General features: G+C 49.7%; 20 protein-coding genes. 16 read left to right on the plus strand and 4 right to left on the minus strand.

Going from position 1 to position 14825, the window contains the following annotated elements:
* Positions 1 to 281: 281 nt before the first annotated feature.
* From A6R74_RS05640 to A6R74_RS05650, 3 genes are all read left to right on the plus strand, one after another.
* On the plus strand, positions 282 to 1025 hold the full coding sequence (locus tag A6R74_RS05640) for a sulfite exporter TauE/SafE family protein (RefSeq protein WP_064233474.1): 744 nt from the start codon (positions 282 to 284) through the stop codon (positions 1023 to 1025).
* A gap of 522 nt (positions 1026 to 1547) precedes the next feature.
* Positions 1548 to 1895, plus strand: a complete 348-nt coding sequence (locus A6R74_RS05645; protein ID WP_215117433.1) for a carboxymuconolactone decarboxylase family protein — start codon at positions 1548 to 1550, stop codon at positions 1893 to 1895.
* A gap of 264 nt (positions 1896 to 2159) precedes the next feature.
* The gene (locus A6R74_RS05650; protein WP_064233475.1) at positions 2160 to 2909 is read left to right on the plus strand and encodes an SAM-dependent methyltransferase; all 750 of its coding nucleotides are present in this window, start codon (positions 2160 to 2162) and stop codon (positions 2907 to 2909) included.
* Positions 2910 to 2965: 56 nt separating this feature from the next.
* Here A6R74_RS05650 and A6R74_RS22915 read toward each other — a convergent pair whose 3' ends face one another.
* Positions 2966 to 3154, minus strand: coding sequence for a hypothetical protein (locus A6R74_RS22915; RefSeq protein ID WP_064233476.1), 189 nt, complete (start codon positions 3152 to 3154; stop codon positions 2966 to 2968).
* 87 nt (positions 3155 to 3241) lie between these two features.
* Positions 3242 to 4189: a 23S rRNA (adenine(1618)-N(6))-methyltransferase RlmF gene (gene rlmF, locus A6R74_RS05660; protein ID WP_064233477.1), complete on the minus strand. Its 948-nt coding sequence runs from the start codon at positions 4187 to 4189 to the stop codon at positions 3242 to 3244.
* A gap of 325 nt (positions 4190 to 4514) precedes the next feature.
* Between rlmF and A6R74_RS05665 the strand changes: the two genes are divergently transcribed.
* The 13 genes from A6R74_RS05665 to A6R74_RS05720 all read left to right on the plus strand — a co-directional run bounded on the left by A6R74_RS05665 (position 4515) and on the right by A6R74_RS05720 (position 13493).
* A complete protein-coding gene (locus A6R74_RS05665; protein ID WP_064233478.1) occupies positions 4515 to 5291 on the plus strand; it encodes a nucleotidyltransferase domain-containing protein in 777 nt (258 codons plus the stop codon).
* Between the two features lie 687 nt (positions 5292 to 5978).
* Positions 5979 to 6278 carry a hypothetical protein gene (locus A6R74_RS05670; protein ID WP_064233479.1) on the plus strand — a complete coding sequence of 100 codons (300 nt, stop codon included), beginning with the start codon at positions 5979 to 5981 and terminating at the stop codon, positions 6276 to 6278.
* 76 nt (positions 6279 to 6354) lie between these two features.
* Positions 6355 to 6768 (plus strand): Imm70 family immunity protein, encoded by a 414-nt coding sequence (locus A6R74_RS05675; protein ID WP_064233480.1) that lies wholly within the window; start codon positions 6355 to 6357, stop codon positions 6766 to 6768.
* A gap of 135 nt (positions 6769 to 6903) precedes the next feature.
* Complete coding sequence (locus A6R74_RS05680) at positions 6904 to 7572, plus strand: SMI1/KNR4 family protein (RefSeq protein ID WP_064233481.1); 669 nt, start codon at positions 6904 to 6906, stop codon at positions 7570 to 7572.
* A gap of 92 nt (positions 7573 to 7664) precedes the next feature.
* On the plus strand, positions 7665 to 8690 hold the full coding sequence (locus tag A6R74_RS05685; protein ID WP_064233482.1) for a hypothetical protein: 1026 nt from the start codon (positions 7665 to 7667) through the stop codon (positions 8688 to 8690).
* Between the two features lie 149 nt (positions 8691 to 8839).
* Positions 8840 to 9220: a VOC family protein gene (locus tag A6R74_RS05690; RefSeq protein WP_064233483.1), complete on the plus strand. Its 381-nt coding sequence runs from the start codon at positions 8840 to 8842 to the stop codon at positions 9218 to 9220.
* An 80-nt stretch (positions 9221 to 9300) separates the two neighbouring features.
* Positions 9301 to 9729, plus strand: coding sequence for an arsenic resistance N-acetyltransferase ArsN2 (gene arsN2, locus A6R74_RS05695; RefSeq protein WP_064233484.1), 429 nt, complete (start codon positions 9301 to 9303; stop codon positions 9727 to 9729).
* A gap of 65 nt (positions 9730 to 9794) precedes the next feature.
* The gene (locus tag A6R74_RS05700; RefSeq protein ID WP_064233485.1) at positions 9795 to 10028 is read left to right on the plus strand and encodes a hypothetical protein; all 234 of its coding nucleotides are present in this window, start codon (positions 9795 to 9797) and stop codon (positions 10026 to 10028) included.
* 177 nt (positions 10029 to 10205) lie between these two features.
* A complete protein-coding gene (locus A6R74_RS05705) occupies positions 10206 to 10778 on the plus strand; it encodes a nicotinamidase (RefSeq protein WP_064233486.1) in 573 nt (190 codons plus the stop codon).
* A gap of 113 nt (positions 10779 to 10891) precedes the next feature.
* Positions 10892 to 11440, plus strand: coding sequence for a macro domain-containing protein (locus A6R74_RS05710; protein ID WP_064233487.1), 549 nt, complete (start codon positions 10892 to 10894; stop codon positions 11438 to 11440).
* 119 nt (positions 11441 to 11559) lie between these two features.
* Positions 11560 to 12066: a GFA family protein gene (locus A6R74_RS22625; protein WP_125410287.1), complete on the plus strand. Its 507-nt coding sequence runs from the start codon at positions 11560 to 11562 to the stop codon at positions 12064 to 12066.
* 140 nt (positions 12067 to 12206) lie between these two features.
* Complete coding sequence (locus tag A6R74_RS05715) at positions 12207 to 12845, plus strand: SGNH/GDSL hydrolase family protein (RefSeq protein ID WP_064233488.1); 639 nt, start codon at positions 12207 to 12209, stop codon at positions 12843 to 12845.
* 228 nt (positions 12846 to 13073) lie between these two features.
* Positions 13074 to 13493 (plus strand): GFA family protein, encoded by a 420-nt coding sequence (locus A6R74_RS05720; protein WP_064233489.1) that lies wholly within the window; start codon positions 13074 to 13076, stop codon positions 13491 to 13493.
* A 9-nt stretch (positions 13494 to 13502) separates the two neighbouring features.
* On the opposite strand, the gene A6R74_RS22630 is transcribed toward A6R74_RS05720, so the two are convergent.
* Both A6R74_RS22630 and A6R74_RS05725 read right to left on the minus strand, forming a co-directional pair.
* The gene (locus A6R74_RS22630; protein WP_125410288.1) at positions 13503 to 13691 is read right to left on the minus strand and encodes a hypothetical protein; all 189 of its coding nucleotides are present in this window, start codon (positions 13689 to 13691) and stop codon (positions 13503 to 13505) included.
* An 87-nt stretch (positions 13692 to 13778) separates the two neighbouring features.
* Positions 13779 to 14675, minus strand: coding sequence for a LysR family transcriptional regulator (locus tag A6R74_RS05725; RefSeq protein WP_064233490.1), 897 nt, complete (start codon positions 14673 to 14675; stop codon positions 13779 to 13781).
* Between the last annotated feature and the right edge of the window lie 150 nt (positions 14676 to 14825).

Consider the following 14825-nt stretch of genomic DNA (forward strand, 5'->3'; position numbering starts at 1 on the left):
ACCATCAAAACGATCGAGTGGATCTCCTGGATACAGTCGGCGTAGCCGAAGTGAGGAACCCGAACTTCCACGTCAGCGAGCCCCGCCAATTTCAATTCCATGGGGCTTCCTTTGGGCGAGCATGGCTGACGAGGATACCAAGCCTGCATGCCGATGCTTTCGATGTGGAACTGGAACGCGACATGTGCCGGCTGGATAGCCAATCGTCACCTTGCTAGCCTAGTGTGAGCGAAGCATACTATCGAATTACCACGCGAGCCCACCTCCAACATGAATGCACCGTGAATTTCGAGACGATTCTGATCATCGCCTGTGCATATCTTGTGGCTGCCTTCGTCAAAGGGGCAACCGGTCTGGGGTTCTCAACATCCGCGCTACCCATCCTCGCGCTTGGGCTGGGCCTCAAATCCGCCATGCCGCTGGTCATCATTCCCTCGCTGGTGAGCAATGCCATCGTGATGATGCAGGCAGGGCATTTTGGGGAGACGGTGCGGCGCTTCTGGCCGATGTTTCTCGCCACCATTCCCGGCCTGCTGATCGGGCTCGCCGTACTGGATCTGATCGATAGCTTCGTCGCCGGCGCGATACTGGGCCTGGTGCTTATCGGCTACGGCGCTTTCACGCTGTTTCGCCCTGGCCAACCGATGTCGGAGAGCCTGGGCCGCAAACTTGCTCCGGTTTCCGGCTTTCTCACCGGTGTGGTGAATGGCATGACCGGATCGCAAGTCATGCCGGTCTTGCCGTTCCTGCTGGCGCTTCAACTCGATCCCAAACGGTTTATCCAGGCGATCAATATCTCCTTTAGCCTTTCGAGCCTGATCATGGCGGTCGGCCTGGCGAAGCAGGGACTCATGACGGTCGAATCGATTTGGATCTCGCTGCTGGGGCTGATACCCGTCTACGTCGGCACCAAGATCGGCGGTATCGTGCGCCAGCGGATGGATGCCGATACCTTCCGCAAAGTGGTGTTGCTGATGCTGATCGCCTTCGGTGTCGTGCTAGTCAGCAAAACCGCCCTTGCATAGGGCGGGCAGCTCCTTTCGTGGCGGCTGTGGGATCTGATAGCGGCCGTGGCAGCATGACCGCCGATTCCCGAACAGCTTCCACTGGCGAGCTCTCTCTGTAGCTTGTATCCACGCTTTGGCGAGCAACGGGCATCATCGTCCCCTGTGGGCACCATCCTGCCATTATCTCGCCGCAATCTGCCTGAGCTGAAATCGTAAGTGATGGAGCTGGGCACCGGCTTTTTTCTTTGCCTCAGATGAGGCAGTAATAGATTCTGGCGAGTGGAAAGCTAAGTCCAGAGTGGCGAGCTAGACGGAATAAAATTGCTACGGACACTCGTAAGTTGATGGTGGTGCTTCTCAGTGATCTTGACTATGTTGATACGGTTCTAACCAAAGATGACTTTTTGAAACGATTCATCACTGATTGGCACACATATCAGATGGTTACTGTCACTGATGACAAACAGGCATAACCAAGCCATTTAATTCGCTCCCTTCGGTCGCAGGAGGCTCCTTCCTCGCGCTGTTTATGGAGGGCGTATGAGCCTAAAGAAAAAGGGGAACGAAATGAATGGTAATGAAAAATTGGTGAGCAATGCTTATCAGATATTCATGCAGGAAGCGCCGGAGCATGCTCAAGCATGGATGATAGCAGTCCAGAGTTTGGGCAATACCTGTGCTTTAGACAAGAAAACAGAGAGCCTTGCTTACTTAGCCGTATTGTCTGTTAAAGGCCTTGATAGTGGTGTTCAATTTCATGTGAAGGTTGCGAAGGAGGCGGGCGCATCTAGAGAAGAAATAATCAGTGCAATACTCGTTGGCCTGCCAGCAGCAGGCAACATAGTTATACGCTCGCTGCCTGTCGCCCTTCAAGCCTATGACAGCTAGAGCCCACTATGAAAAAACCGAACGCAGAGTGGCATCGCAACCATAGGATGCCTAAGAACCCTACCTTAGAGGAAAGAATTGAGTGGCACTTGGAGCATTTTAAAAACTGTTCCTGTCGCCCCATTCCGCAAAACCTTGAGGAAGTAATGAAAAGAAGAGGAATGATCGTATAACGAGCAAAATAAGCCTGACGCGTAAACGCTCCGCTATTTTGAGCGTTAGATCCTTATCGAACACATCAGCACCTATAAGGAAGTTTACGTAATGGACATCCCACGCATATTTAACGTTATGGAAAGTACCCACCGCATCCATAACCCTTTTACTCCCGAAAAGTTTGCCACTCTTGGCGCAGCCCTCCGTCTGGAGTCGGGTAGCCGTGTCCTTGATCTTGGTAGTGGCTCTGGAGAAATGCTGTGTACATGGGCGCGTGATTACGGTGTCATTGGCACCGGTGTCGACATGAGCCAATTATTTATTGAGCAGGCTATACTTCGTGCTGAAGAACTGGGCGTGGCCGATCAAATAAAATTCGTCCATGACGATGCTGCAGGCTATGTCTCAAAGGAAAAGGTCGATGTGGCAGCCTGTGTGGGTGCTACCTGGATCGGAGGTGGGGTCGCCGGGACGATTGAGCTTTTGGCTCGGAGCATGCGCACTGGTGGGATCATCCTTATCGGCGAGCCTTTCTGGCGGCAATTGCCACCAACAGAAGAGATTGCCAAGGGATGTCTCGCGAACGCGGTTTCCGACTTCCTGGTGTTACCAGAACTGGTCGCATCTTTCGGTCATTTGGGTTACGACGTTGTTGAAATGGTCCTGGCTAATCAAGATGGATGGGACAGATATGAAGCGGCTAAATGGCTCACCATGCGTCGATGGCTTGAAGCCAATACAGATGATGAATTAGCCCAAGAGGTGCGGTCAAAGTTGACCTCCGAACCTGAGCGCCATGCTAGGTACACACGCGAGTACCTGGGCTGGGGCGTGTTCGCGCTGATGCAGCGGAACTAACTTAAGCCGGCCTAACATTTCATTCAAACCGATGCCGCTTGGCGGTGCAGCTTAATTCAGGCGTTGAGGTTGTAGAAAAAACGCTGACGCTGAAATATTGACAGGATCGATAAAATAGACAAAAAGTGGGCAGCATACTGCGCTTCAAGCCCTATAACCACGATCAATACGCCATGGTGATGATTAACTACCAAGATCCGCTTTAGCCAGGTACCTTTCATGTAGCGCACTATCTGATCGAGCACTGACAGTTCTCCATCCTGAGGGATGTGCTTACAGTGGAATAATGTCACGGCAGATTGCGCATAATCATGCACCACCTCGGCAGCGGCTCAGATGAATGTCCAGGCCAATATCCGTGTGATCTTATTTCCCTGCTTCATCTCTATTTCCCGACTATCAACTGCCCCGAGCTTGCGAATCAGCTTCTTGGCAGGCTTAACATTGTCAGCTTTTGAAACCAGGCTGCTAAACCAGCGGCACTGAGTCGAATATGCTTCGCTTTCTCTTATTAGCTTTTTAAGAAACAGCTGTTCGCCTCCCTTGCACCAAAGCTCGGCCCCAAGCCCGCCAAAATTCAGCGTAGGCGATTGGGTGTTTGCTTTTTGCTCACCGCGACTACGCGCAAGGTTATTGAGTTTACGCTGGCTACCTTTAAGTGCTTCATCAAGCGAGGCGTGAAAGGGTGGGTTGCATACACTGACATCAAAAAACTCCCCCGCTTGAATGATCCCTTCAAATATGTGGTTTTTATCGTGTTGCGTGCGCAGCGTGAAGCAATCTTTGAGCGTGGGGTTGTGGGAGATAATCGTGGCGACGTTCTCAAGTGACTGAGGGTTAATGTCACTACCGACACACTGCCAGCCGTAAATTTGGCAGGCCAGTAGCGGATAGATTCCATTTGCTCCAGTCCCTATATCGAGCAGCTTGATGCTGGGCTGTTTATGTCCAAGCCCAAACTCCAATAAATCCGCCATGTAATGGATATAGTCAGCTCTGCCTGGGATGGGAGGGCAAAGCGCGCCCTCTGGAATATCCCAATCGACAATGTTGTAGTATCGGTTTAACAACGCGGCGTTGAGCGTTTTTACTGCCAGTGGATCTGCGAAATCGATGGATAGCTCACCATGAGCGTTCGGCTTCACATGGGAGGCTAGCGCTGGGTGACTTTTTACGAGAGCTGGGAAGTCATAGCCTTGGTTGTGTAGATTCTTTGGGTGCAGGCCTTTGCGAACAGGCTTGGCTCGGCTATTTTCACTTCTATGGTGGTTGTTGTTCACAGTAATAGGCTCGAGGCTTGGCGTTCATGTCGAGGGGGCTTAGACCGTGATTATAACCTTAAATGGTTGTGTTGAGCTTACTCGGTAGTTAGAGGATGGCGAGAGGAACTCCCTGAGCATATGGTAAACCCAGAGATACCAGATGAAGCAAGGCAGGCACAGTCAGTTGGTTCTTGCGACGTTAGTGTGGTCTATTGCGCCATTTTTGAGATGTCAGTAAAAAATACGTCTAACAAGCGCCGTATTCTGTCTTTTTTATGTAAAAGCAGCATGAGAATCGGCAGGTTGCTATACATTTGAGGCAGGTGTGAACTCCTGAGGGGCTATGATCGAAGACATTATTAGAGAAGAAATTATGAAGAGGATCAAAGACGCTGAAGCAGAGCATGGCGTCCGGGTTCTCTATGCGGTGGAGTCAGGTAGCCGAGCGTGGGGGTTTGCATCTCCTAATAGCGACTATGATGTCAGGTTTATCTACGCCCACCCAAAAGATTGGTATGTCTCTGTAGATTTAGAAGAGAAACGAGATGTAATCGAATATGAGATAGTGGATGAGATTGATATCAATGGGTGGGATGTCCGGAAGGCCCTCAGGCTCTTCCGGAAATCAAACCCCGCCTTCGTCGAATGGCTGCAGTCTCCTATCATCTACATTGAACGAGGTAGCTTTGCATCGAAAGCCAGAGACTTAATGGCGGAAACCTATTCGGTTGAGAAGGGCATCTATCATTACCGTAGTATGGCTAAAACGAATTACCGGGGGTATTTGAGGGAGGATACGGTACCCTTGAAAAAATATTTCTATGTACTTCGGCCTTTGCTTTCAATTATGTGGCTTGAGAAATATCGTGAGCCTGCGCCTATCGAGTTTGATAAGCTGCGCACCATTTTATCTGATAACGAGTGTATCACCAGGCAAATTGAGAAACTTCTTGAGAGAAAGAAACGCAGCCTTGAAAAAGAGCTTGCTCCTCCTGTAGCGGAGCTTAATAAGTTTATCGAAAGTGAGTTGGTTCGTCTGGAAAAATATAATGAACACCCAGGCTCGCGTGCTAATGATATCACAAGGCTTAATACGTTATTTCATGAGGTATTGATTTAGCAGATTGCCGAGTGTGAATGAATTTAGCTGGTGTTTTTTATTCAGTTGTCGCCAAAGTGACATTGCTAACAGTCTATTTCATTAGCTAAGCCTATGTGTTCCATATGCCTTTGTTTACCTATATGCCTTTGTTATGTGGTTGATTGATAGATGAAAGCCATTAGTAAAGCGCGTCAAAGTGGTGTATCTCTTTGTTTTCATGCCGGCATCGTTGTAGCGGTTTTTTTTCTATTGCCACCTATGCGAATGCAGTCTGGCCTGCGCTATATTTAGAACTGCGTCTATTCTCCTGGTGGGCAATATCTGTTGGCTTAGTGATTGAGTATTTTTTGTGCGCAAGCTTCTCCTGGCTTCGCCACAGAAAACTGTCTTAGCCACAGTTACGGCAAATATTGCATCTGCAGTTCTGGGTTTTTTTCTGATTCCTTTAGCAGGTGTTGTGTGGGCGATTTTTCCTGGGCTCGTTTTTCATTATCTTTTTAATATGGACGCTTTCCACCCCGTCACATGGGTGGTGACTTTCCTGTTTGCATGCGCAGTTAATGTTGTATTGTAAGTTTGGGTGTATAAAGAAGTGTTTAAGATTAATTTATTTTTTAAAAGCAAAGTATTTTTGTGGTTCATGTTAGCTAATGCGGAAAGTGTAGGTGTTGCTATGGCTAGTTTGGTGATGGTTTCGGTGCAGTCATGATTATGTTATTTGCCAATAAAGACCTTGTTCAGATAACACCTTCCGAAGACTATTGGGCTTTACTTATATCCTTTGTTGGGTATCCTGGATACGGAAAAGACTTTATCTTAAATAATTCAGATTATTGCCTAGTTGATCGTATTGGTGTTGAATGCAATGAAGAGAGCTTACAAAAGATGTTTACCAAGGCCTTTGAAGAGGAACTAGCGGAAAGCGTTGCTCCCAAAGAGAGGTGGCTGAATACCAGAGTTATGCAATATTTAAAGTCTACTTCAGGATTGATATTCATCCGCTGATTGCAGACCTTGCTCAACAGCCATTGCAGACTGGAGAACAGGATTCATACTAATTTCAGTGTTTTGGAGGCCGACAATGACAGTGGGCTTTAAAGCTGGGAGCATTGTCGATGAAATTGGCACTGCTGATTTCTTGCATGCCTTTTTCAGTACCGTCAGTTATAATCTTGAAGAAGGATGGGGAAGTCGCTTTCCTATTCTTTTGAATCATCTTTATCAGGGTGAATTGAAGACTAGCCTGGCTGAAGAAGCAGTCATAGAGCTCCAACTGATACAGCAGGAGCTTTCAGTGTTGGAGCTGGATAGGGTCATTTGGGATATCGAAAATATATCCAGGCAACCGCCATGGGGTGACGATATTTCACCACAAATCACATCATTGGCCAATTATTTTATTACATCTACTGGCCGTGATCTTATATTAACCTTACTTGAAGTGCTTGGCGAAGCTGCCGTAAGGAAACAAACCGTTACCATCGTTCAGTGCTAACGACGCTATGCGTAACGGTGGGGTGTTATGAACCTCGTTTAAGTATCATTAAAAGTAAGAAGTTGCTAAGGCCAATCAAGTTTCTCCTTTTCGATGATAGAATCCCCTTTGATATAGCCGATTTTTGGACGTTATATGATACCTAGCGAAATAGAAGCGATGGATAATTCAAGCACACTACGGGATGCTTTTGAACATTATACAGAGACGCTCAGAGAACATGGCTCTGCTACTCCAGAGGTCATTTTGTCCGCTTCAATTGAGGAGGTTGAAGCATTAAATAAATTAGACGGCGTGATGCTTCCCGAGTCAGTAAAACAATTTTTACTGGTTGCGGGAGGTTGTGACCACGTAAAAGAGAGCGAGCTTAACCTGTTTGAACCTCATTTCGCCTGGGGCATGCATTTGTTGTCGTTGAGCAGTATCGCCAGCCATTATGACAGTTGCGCAGGCTGTGGCGACGACGACAATCCCGATTATTGGCCTCTGGGTTTTGTTCCATTATTACAAGATGGTTGCGGCGGCTACCTGGTCGTAAATTGTATCGCGGGGTCTCCTACCTATGGAGGCGTGTATGACATGGGTGATGGAGTTGGCTGCAATCTTGTATCGCCGTCACTTGAAGCGTTTCTTGTTGGCGCAGCGAAAGAACTTGAGCTGAGAGTTCGGGTATTTAGCTGTGCAGATTTTTCAGAAGTGTCTCGATTTGAAACCTACTTAAAAGATGCTGCTGACATATTTGGGTATACACCCTATTTTTCCCGGGCGGGAAAAATGGATCAGCAGATTGTAGATTGGCACTAACAATATCTGATTGATTGGATGATTTAACATAAATAAACTTACAGGCTTTATTTTTTTGCCAATGCTAACCACGGTAGTTGAGTACATGCTTTATGAAACAGTTGATAATCGAACGTAGCGTTATATCCGCATTAAGGGCGCTTAATTATTCGATTCAAGTGGGGGGCAAAAGTAAGATCGTGGCTGATATGTCTGCACTTATTGAGGCGACCTCGAAACTGCCTCTTACCAATTTTGATTATTGGGAACATTTAATTCGTGCTGAGTATTCGGAAGCCTTCGCAAGACCGGCGTCGCCAAAATGGATGTTCTGGTCAAAACCGATGGAGAGGTTTACCTGGCTAGATTTGATTAGTGGAGACGGTTACCGGCGGGAGAAGACGTTACGCGCATTAACTGGGGCGGCACCCAATGCGTTTTTCCTGTCACTTGCTGTTCGCAGGATGAATGACTGGGTGCCTCAGGTACGGGAGGCTGCCAGAGAAAAGCTCCCCTTTATAGTCAATGCAACAGACCCGCATGATGCCGCTGAAGCGCTATGTATCGTACTGTCCAGTTGGCATTCATGGGGGCGGATCGAAGATGCAGATAAACAAGTGTTGTTGCAGATCATATCTGAAGGCCCGATAGCAGAGTTTCTTATCGCTCAGATAAAATATGCTACGTCCGGGCCAATGCCATCACTGCTTGCTCAGCTTGGCCGTACCGCAATTCTGGATGACCGACTTGAAGACATCGCTGAGCAATCCATACAACCTGCTGTTCGAGCAAAGGCGTACCGCAGCCTTTTCGAAGGTCGAATCACCTGGGTGGAAGAACGGAAGTGGCAATGGACGAACATCCGTGACGGTGAGGGTGGGATCAAGGAAGTGGTTTCTGAACGTGCATTGAAGGTTAATACGCCATTGCACGAGCTATTAAGAAATTCAGCTGAAGACCGCTCTTCGATTGTCAGGCGAGTGTCAGCAGAGATACTGATTCGCGAGCTAGCGACTATGGGGAGCATCGCTAAGGAGCTCGCAGAGAAGTTCGCATCAGATAAATCCAGCCCCGTCGCTGAAAGAGGGCAGTTTGCTATAAAAAAACTGAAGAATGTTGAGGATGTCGATATTTCCTAGGGCTTGTACGAAAAGTCGGTGGGCTCAGGCAGTTTTCGTGCAAAGCCTAATCAGTCACTGGGGAGGTGTTGATTGGCGTTGGTGCCGAGCGAGGTAACCATTGCCGTTTGATTCGTGTTAGGGGGGCATATAGAGGACAGGAGGCATCAATGTTTGCGGTAAAAGCAACCCAGCATGTGCTGGCAGTTAACGACCTTGAAAAGACCGAGAGTTACTTTCTCGACAAACTTGGCTTCTCGCTACGTTTCCGTGTGGATGGCTGGTCGTTTCTGAGTTTGGGTGGTTTTCACGTTATGCTGGGGCACTGCCCGGACGAACTTCCCGCCCGTGATACACACGAACATTCTTACTTTGCGTATGTAAACTGCGAGGGGATAGATGAGCTTCACCTTGATTATCAGCAGCGGGGCGTCGAGATTTTCCAGGCAATAGCTGATAAGCCATGGGGGCTGCGTGAGTTTGGTGTTGTAGCGCCGGAAGTGCATCGAATTATGTTCGGTCAAGACATCGAACCATCAGCAAGCTCGTAGCCTGTTGCTCAAATTAATTATCGAGAAGAGATTTACCATTGGCTTTATCTACGGCTTCGTTAGCGTTTGGGGAGGTTTGCATGGAACAAGTCGCTTATAGCCAAGAAGTCATTGATCTCTTGGTTGCTTGTGACCTGCCAGTTTCTGATTTGCGGGATGATAGTGACGTTTACTTCTTCGGCTTCCATCATGAAAGCGAGCTTTGGGGTGTCATAGGGGTAGAGGTGTGCGGTGATTTCGGTCTTCTTCGCTCGCTTGCGATTTCTGCAGCCCATAGAAGCAATCGTCTTGGACAAAAACTTGTAGCATTTTCTGAAGAGTGGGCAGCGCGCTCTCATTTAAAGGCGCTGTATCTTCTTACCACCACGGCGGATGGTTTTTTTGAGAGGTTGGGCTATGAGGTGCTAGATCGTTCAGACGCTCCAAAAGCCATCACTCAGACTCCCCAATTTGCTGGACTCTGCCCGGCGTCATCGGTTTTCATGGGTAAAGCGCTAGGCGCTGACTAAGCATTGCGCCAGAAAAACCGGTGTCTGCGGTGTTATACAGAAATAGTTTATAAAGGAGAATTTCAATGATTAAAGGGAGATCGAAGCAGTTAGGTCGTATATTTTCGGTTATCAGTGCTGCCGGGTTTTCAATCGTATTATTGCTAAACGTCGTTGCCATTTTTATGTTTGGAAAGCCCGAAGCTATTTATTTCTCCCCCGGGTGGTGGTTCCAGTGGTTTCCTGCTTATATCGCATGGTTCCCATTCCTGATTTTGGCTATCGTTTTTCGTACCAATGATAACTGTCGTGTTGATTGAGTTTTGACATCACAAATACTGGCGCGGGGCCGCCCTTTTGTCCATTGCACCTTTAGTTTTATTTCAATGGCGCACAAGCTGCAAGCGCTAGGCGCTGTTGTTGCATAGTGAGGAACAGGCTGGCGTAATGAAGATTGCTTCGTCTCCGCTTGCCTTGGATTAACTAAGGAGGCATTTATGCATACAGCGGAAACACTTTGCTCACAAGATGCAGTAATCGCCGTGGATGTGCAGAACGATTTTTGCCCCGGCGGGGCGCTGGGCATTGAAGGTGGCGATGCGGTGGTGCCTGTGCTCAACGATTGGTTGGCTAAGGCCGCTCGGCAGGGCGTTCTTGTTATTGCTTCCAGGGACTGGCACCCGGTGGCGCACTGCTCCTTTGAGAGCCAAGGTGGCCCCTGGCCAGAGCACTGCCTTCAGGACACCGAAGGTGCCGCCTTTCATCCAGGGCTGCAATTGCCACCGGACACTGTGCGAGTGAGCAAGGGCACAGCATTCGACCGCGATGCTTACTCCGCCTTCGACGGCACTGGCCTTCAGGGCTTTCTTGAGAGTCGAGGGATCAAGCGCGTTTGGATTGGTGGGCTGGCCTGCGATGTCTGCGTTAAGGCTACCGTGCTAGACGCCTGTAAATTCGGCTTTGAAACCCACTTAATCGCCGATGCCACCCGCGCAGTGAACCCGGAGCAATTGAGCGCCGTGATGGACGAAATGCGTGAAGCCGGGGCGATTATCGAAGACAACGCATGAACGATAGGTTGAACGAAGGTGCTCTGTTCAGTCAGCATTTCCAGTATTAGCCGTAGTAAAGGAAGCTTTCATTAGCGAGCGTCAGCTATGCGTCGTAATAGATGGGGGAGTTTATGAGCGATCAGAGCAGAATCCGCGTGGAGTGCGTGGTGGGCGATATTGCCCAACAGTCCGATGTGGATGCAGTGGTTAATGCTGCCAACGCGCAATTGCGAACCGGTGGCGGCGTCGCTGGGGCGCTTCATCGCGCTGCAGGCCCCGGCCTTGCTGAAGAGGGGCGGCCTATGGCACCCATCGCTCCGGGCCAAGCGGTACTCACTGGCGGCCATAATTTGCCCAATCGCTGGGTGATTCACTGCCTGGGCCCGGTATATGGCGTCGATAAGCCGGAGGATCAACTGCTGGCTGGCTGTTATCGCAATGCGCTGAAGTTAGCCGATGAGCACGGCATTGAGCGGCTGGCCTTCCCGGCACTCTCTACTGGTGCTTTCGGTTACCCAGCGGAAGCAGCTGCTCAAGTGTGCGCGGCTACCCTGGAAACCATACTGCCGACCTTGCACAAAGTGACCCTGATCCGTTTTGTACTATTCAACGAAGCGGCTGGGCAGATTCTCCAAGAAGCATTGGCTCAACGCTTAACCATTGACCCTTTAGAATTCTAGCTTCGGTATGTTTTTGGGCGAGATTTGCATAGCAGTACGCAGTGGCCGGATTACTTGTCAGCAGGCGCTTTATTGCCGCTGGTGAGCCTAGACGCTAGTGTCCACATGGAGATAATCGAATGCCGATTGATACATTTTTAGTCGAGTGTTCATGTGGCCAAGTTGCCGTTGAGCTTGTGGGAGCGCCAATTTATTGCACTGTGTGCCATTGTGATGATTGTCAATTTGCGGCAGATGAGCTTGCAAAACTTTTGCCGCCGGAGCCCGTCATGGATCAATTCCTGGGAACCCCCTATGTGCTTCATCGTAATGATCGATACGCTGTAGTGCGCGGTCAGGGGCTTCTACATCCTTATACATTTCGTGATAACTCGCCCACGAGACGTATGGTGGCAACGTGCTGCAATTCACCTCTTTTTGTTACGTTCGAAAATTCGCAGCACTGGATCTCGTTGTATCGCCAACGATTTGTAGGCGAAACCCCGGCTCTTCAGTCACGTATTGCAACCAAGTTTCTCAAGGATCCCAGTTCTCTTCCAACTGATCCACCTGCCTATAAGTCATTTCCTTTGAAGCTGATCGTTCGCCTACTTGTTAGTAGGCTTCAGATGATTATTGGCCGGTGATTATTCTACCCGATCAGATATGGGTAGCTTGGGGATCGAATATATGCTGGTGGGCCTCATCGCATGTCTGGTTGGTGTCAAGATTCGGGCCAGCATTAATCATACCAACAAAGCCTGTGAACTAAACCACGGGGGAAGCCATGCATCAGATCCTTGTTTACGCAGACTCATTAAGCTGGGGCATTATCCCGGATACCCGTAGTCGGTTAAATTTCGAACGCCGTTGGCCAGGAGTGTTGGAAAAGAAACTGCTTGAAGCGGGCATTTCTGTAAGGATTATCGAGGATTGCCTGAATGGACGTCGAACCGTGTGGGATGACCCTTACAAACCAGGACGCAACGGATTGGAGGGGATAGAGCAGCGCATAGAGATCAATTCGCCGTTGTCGCTGGTAGTTATGCTATTAGGCACTAACGACTTTCAATCTATGCATCATTTCAATGCTTGGCAATCAGCGCAGGGGTTAAAGACACTGGTTAGCGCCATTCGACGTGCTCCCATTGAGCCGGGCATGCCAGTGCCTCCGGTCATGCTCGTTGCTCCTCCCGAAATTCAAAAAGCGAAAGGCAATATAGCACCAAAGTTTGAAGGAGCCGAGGGAAAAGCGGTGGGATTATCTGCAGCCATTGAAGCAGTCGCCGAAGAGTGCGAATGCTACTTTTTCGATGCGGGACTGGTGACACCCACTAGCCGGATTGATGGCGTTCATTTGGACGAAGATCAGCACTACGCCCTTGGCTCGGCTTTGGCCAAAATAATTCATCCGCTGGTGTCGTAATGTTGCGGAATTATCAATCTAGCACGATGGCGGGGTTTCGTTGCCACTGGACCATGGCGAGAAAGCTAAGCGTGCTGTTATATACCCCTTTGAACCAAAATATACCCGCCCATAGCGGAAGGCCCTCATAGATTAAAAGGGGCCAATAGTTAGAGTGCAATTTTGAGCTATCTCGGCTTTTAAGGATTAAATACGATTTAAGTGTCATAACAACTGATGGAGACAAGCATGGCATCTACCACACAACTTCAGGGGGCTTGCCTGTGCGGTATAGTCAGCGTCACCGTTACCACCCAAAGCAACCATGTCGGCGTTTGCCACTGTTCGATATGTAGAAAGTGGGGTGGTGGCCCGTTGTTTGCGGTTGAGTTTGCCGGTGACGTGGACTTTAAAGGCTCAGAGCATATAGCCACCTTCAGTTCTTCTGAGTGGGCTGAGCGTGGTTTCTGCCAGCAGTGTGGCACCCACCTCTTCTATCGCTTAAAGCAGGATGGACATTACGCGCTTCCCGTTGGGCTTCTTGATGGTGCGGATGATTGGATAATAACCGAGCAAATATTTATCGATCAAAAGCCGCGCTTCTATTCACTAGCAGAAAAAACCAAGCAATTGACCGGCGAAGAAGTGTTCGCCCAGTTTGGTAAATAGAGGGGCAGTTTAGGAGGCGTCGGAACGACGCTCAGTGGCATACACCAACCCTGGCACCGCTGCGCGCTGCTCCCGCGGGAGGCGGCGGAACGGCGCCCAGTGGCAACCAACCAACAATGCCCACAAGAGCCAAATCCCGTCACCGCTGCACGCTGCTTCCGCGGGTGCGCTTCGCTTACCACGTGCTACGAAAATCATCGATCCCGCTTCGCGCACATACCGTGTGTGGCAACGAGAAAACGAGTTCTACGAGTGTTTAGAGGCCCCCATGGGTGCACATGAGGTTTATTTGATAACACTCTCACCCCGCGTATTTTCCAACTCCTCAATCATCCTGCGTGCCGCATTCGACAGCGTTCGGTTGGTATGCACCAAATACCCCAGCGGGCGGTAAATCGGTGGGGTGTCTACACTAAGCTCGACCAGTTCGCTGTCGATCATCTTTTCTGGCAGCAGGCTCCAGCCCAGCCCCACGCTGCACATCATCTTTAGCGTTTCTAAATAGTTGGTCGCCATGCTAACAGGCAAGTGCAAACCAGCTTCGCTGAAACGCTGCGCAATAAGTGACCCTGTAAAGGTCTTCGCCCCCGGCATCACGCAGTTGTATTCGCATAGGTCGATCAGAGAGAGTTCGCTCTGAGGAGGCTGATGGTTAAGAGGGTGATCGATAGCGCAGGCAAAACATAGCCGGTCGCGCCACAGTTCTACCACCTGCAGTTGTTCATGGGGGTGGGGGGCTAGCGTCACCACGGCCATTTCCAGGGTGCCATCCAACACGCCCTGGTAAGCCTGCTCTGAATCCAGAAAGTGCAGGTCTAGTGTGACCTCCGGGTGGCGCTGGGTGTACTGCTTTAATAGCGGCGGTAAGCGGTGTAGGCCAATATGGTGGCTGGTGGCAAGGGTCAACTTGCCGCCTACCTGGCCGGAAAGGTTGGCCAGCGCTCGGCGGCTGTCCTCAACGGTCAAAAGAATGCGCCGCGCTTGGGGGAGCAGCACGCTACCGGCTTCGGTTAGCGCAATGCGCCGACCAATGCGGTCAAATAGCCGTGTGCCTACTTGAGATTCCAAGGTGGCAATGCGCTTGCTTACCGCTGGCTGGGTAAGGTGCAGCTGTTCAGCCGCCCGTGAGAAACTTTGCGTATCTGCCACGGCCAAAAAGGCTTGTAAGCTTTGGGTGTCCACGGGCTGCTCCCTAATTAGCTATTCCAGTTTGGAATCTAAACTATGAATAACATGAATTGCTTTTATGCGCGAGTCGCGTGACACTGACTCCACAAGCAATTTAAGCAGCCCATAGAGGCGGCTATACCGAACTAGCAGGGCACTGCCCAG

Origin of the sequence: Halomonas sp. ALS9, assembly GCF_001651035.1 — a bacterium.
Taxonomy (GTDB): Bacteria; Pseudomonadota; Gammaproteobacteria; order Pseudomonadales; family Halomonadaceae; genus Vreelandella.

Bases quoted from the DNA above. Each gene is read 5' to 3' on its own strand.
- A6R74_RS05665 (WP_064233478.1), top strand. From the start codon at position 4,515: ATGATCGAAGACATTATTAGAGAAGAAATTATGAAGAGGATCAAAGAC.
- A6R74_RS22625 (WP_125410287.1), top strand. From the start codon at position 11,560: ATGCCGATTGATACATTTTTAGTCGAGTGTTCATGTGGCCAAGTTGCC.
- A6R74_RS05650 (WP_064233475.1), top strand. From the start codon at position 2,160: ATGGACATCCCACGCATATTTAACGTTATGGAAAGTACCCACCGCATC.
- A6R74_RS05715 (WP_064233488.1), top strand. From the start codon at position 12,207: ATGCATCAGATCCTTGTTTACGCAGACTCATTAAGCTGGGGCATTATC.
- A6R74_RS05680 (WP_064233481.1), top strand. From the start codon at position 6,904: ATGATACCTAGCGAAATAGAAGCGATGGATAATTCAAGCACACTACGG.
- A6R74_RS05690 (WP_064233483.1), top strand. From the start codon at position 8,840: ATGTTTGCGGTAAAAGCAACCCAGCATGTGCTGGCAGTTAACGACCTT.
- A6R74_RS05685 (WP_064233482.1), top strand. From the start codon at position 7,665: ATGAAACAGTTGATAATCGAACGTAGCGTTATATCCGCATTAAGGGCG.
- A6R74_RS05675 (WP_064233480.1), top strand. From the start codon at position 6,355: ATGACAGTGGGCTTTAAAGCTGGGAGCATTGTCGATGAAATTGGCACT.
- arsN2 (WP_064233484.1), top strand. From the start codon at position 9,301: ATGGAACAAGTCGCTTATAGCCAAGAAGTCATTGATCTCTTGGTTGCT.
- A6R74_RS05710 (WP_064233487.1), top strand. From the start codon at position 10,892: ATGAGCGATCAGAGCAGAATCCGCGTGGAGTGCGTGGTGGGCGATATT.
- A6R74_RS05670 (WP_064233479.1), top strand. From the start codon at position 5,979: ATGATTATGTTATTTGCCAATAAAGACCTTGTTCAGATAACACCTTCC.
- A6R74_RS05700 (WP_064233485.1), top strand. From the start codon at position 9,795: ATGATTAAAGGGAGATCGAAGCAGTTAGGTCGTATATTTTCGGTTATC.
- A6R74_RS05645 (WP_215117433.1), top strand. From the start codon at position 1,548: ATGAGCCTAAAGAAAAAGGGGAACGAAATGAATGGTAATGAAAAATTG.
- A6R74_RS05720 (WP_064233489.1), top strand. From the start codon at position 13,074: ATGGCATCTACCACACAACTTCAGGGGGCTTGCCTGTGCGGTATAGTC.
- A6R74_RS22630 (WP_125410288.1), bottom strand. From the start codon at position 13,691: ATGATTTTCGTAGCACGTGGTAAGCGAAGCGCACCCGCGGAAGCAGCG.
- A6R74_RS05705 (WP_064233486.1), top strand. From the start codon at position 10,206: ATGCATACAGCGGAAACACTTTGCTCACAAGATGCAGTAATCGCCGTG.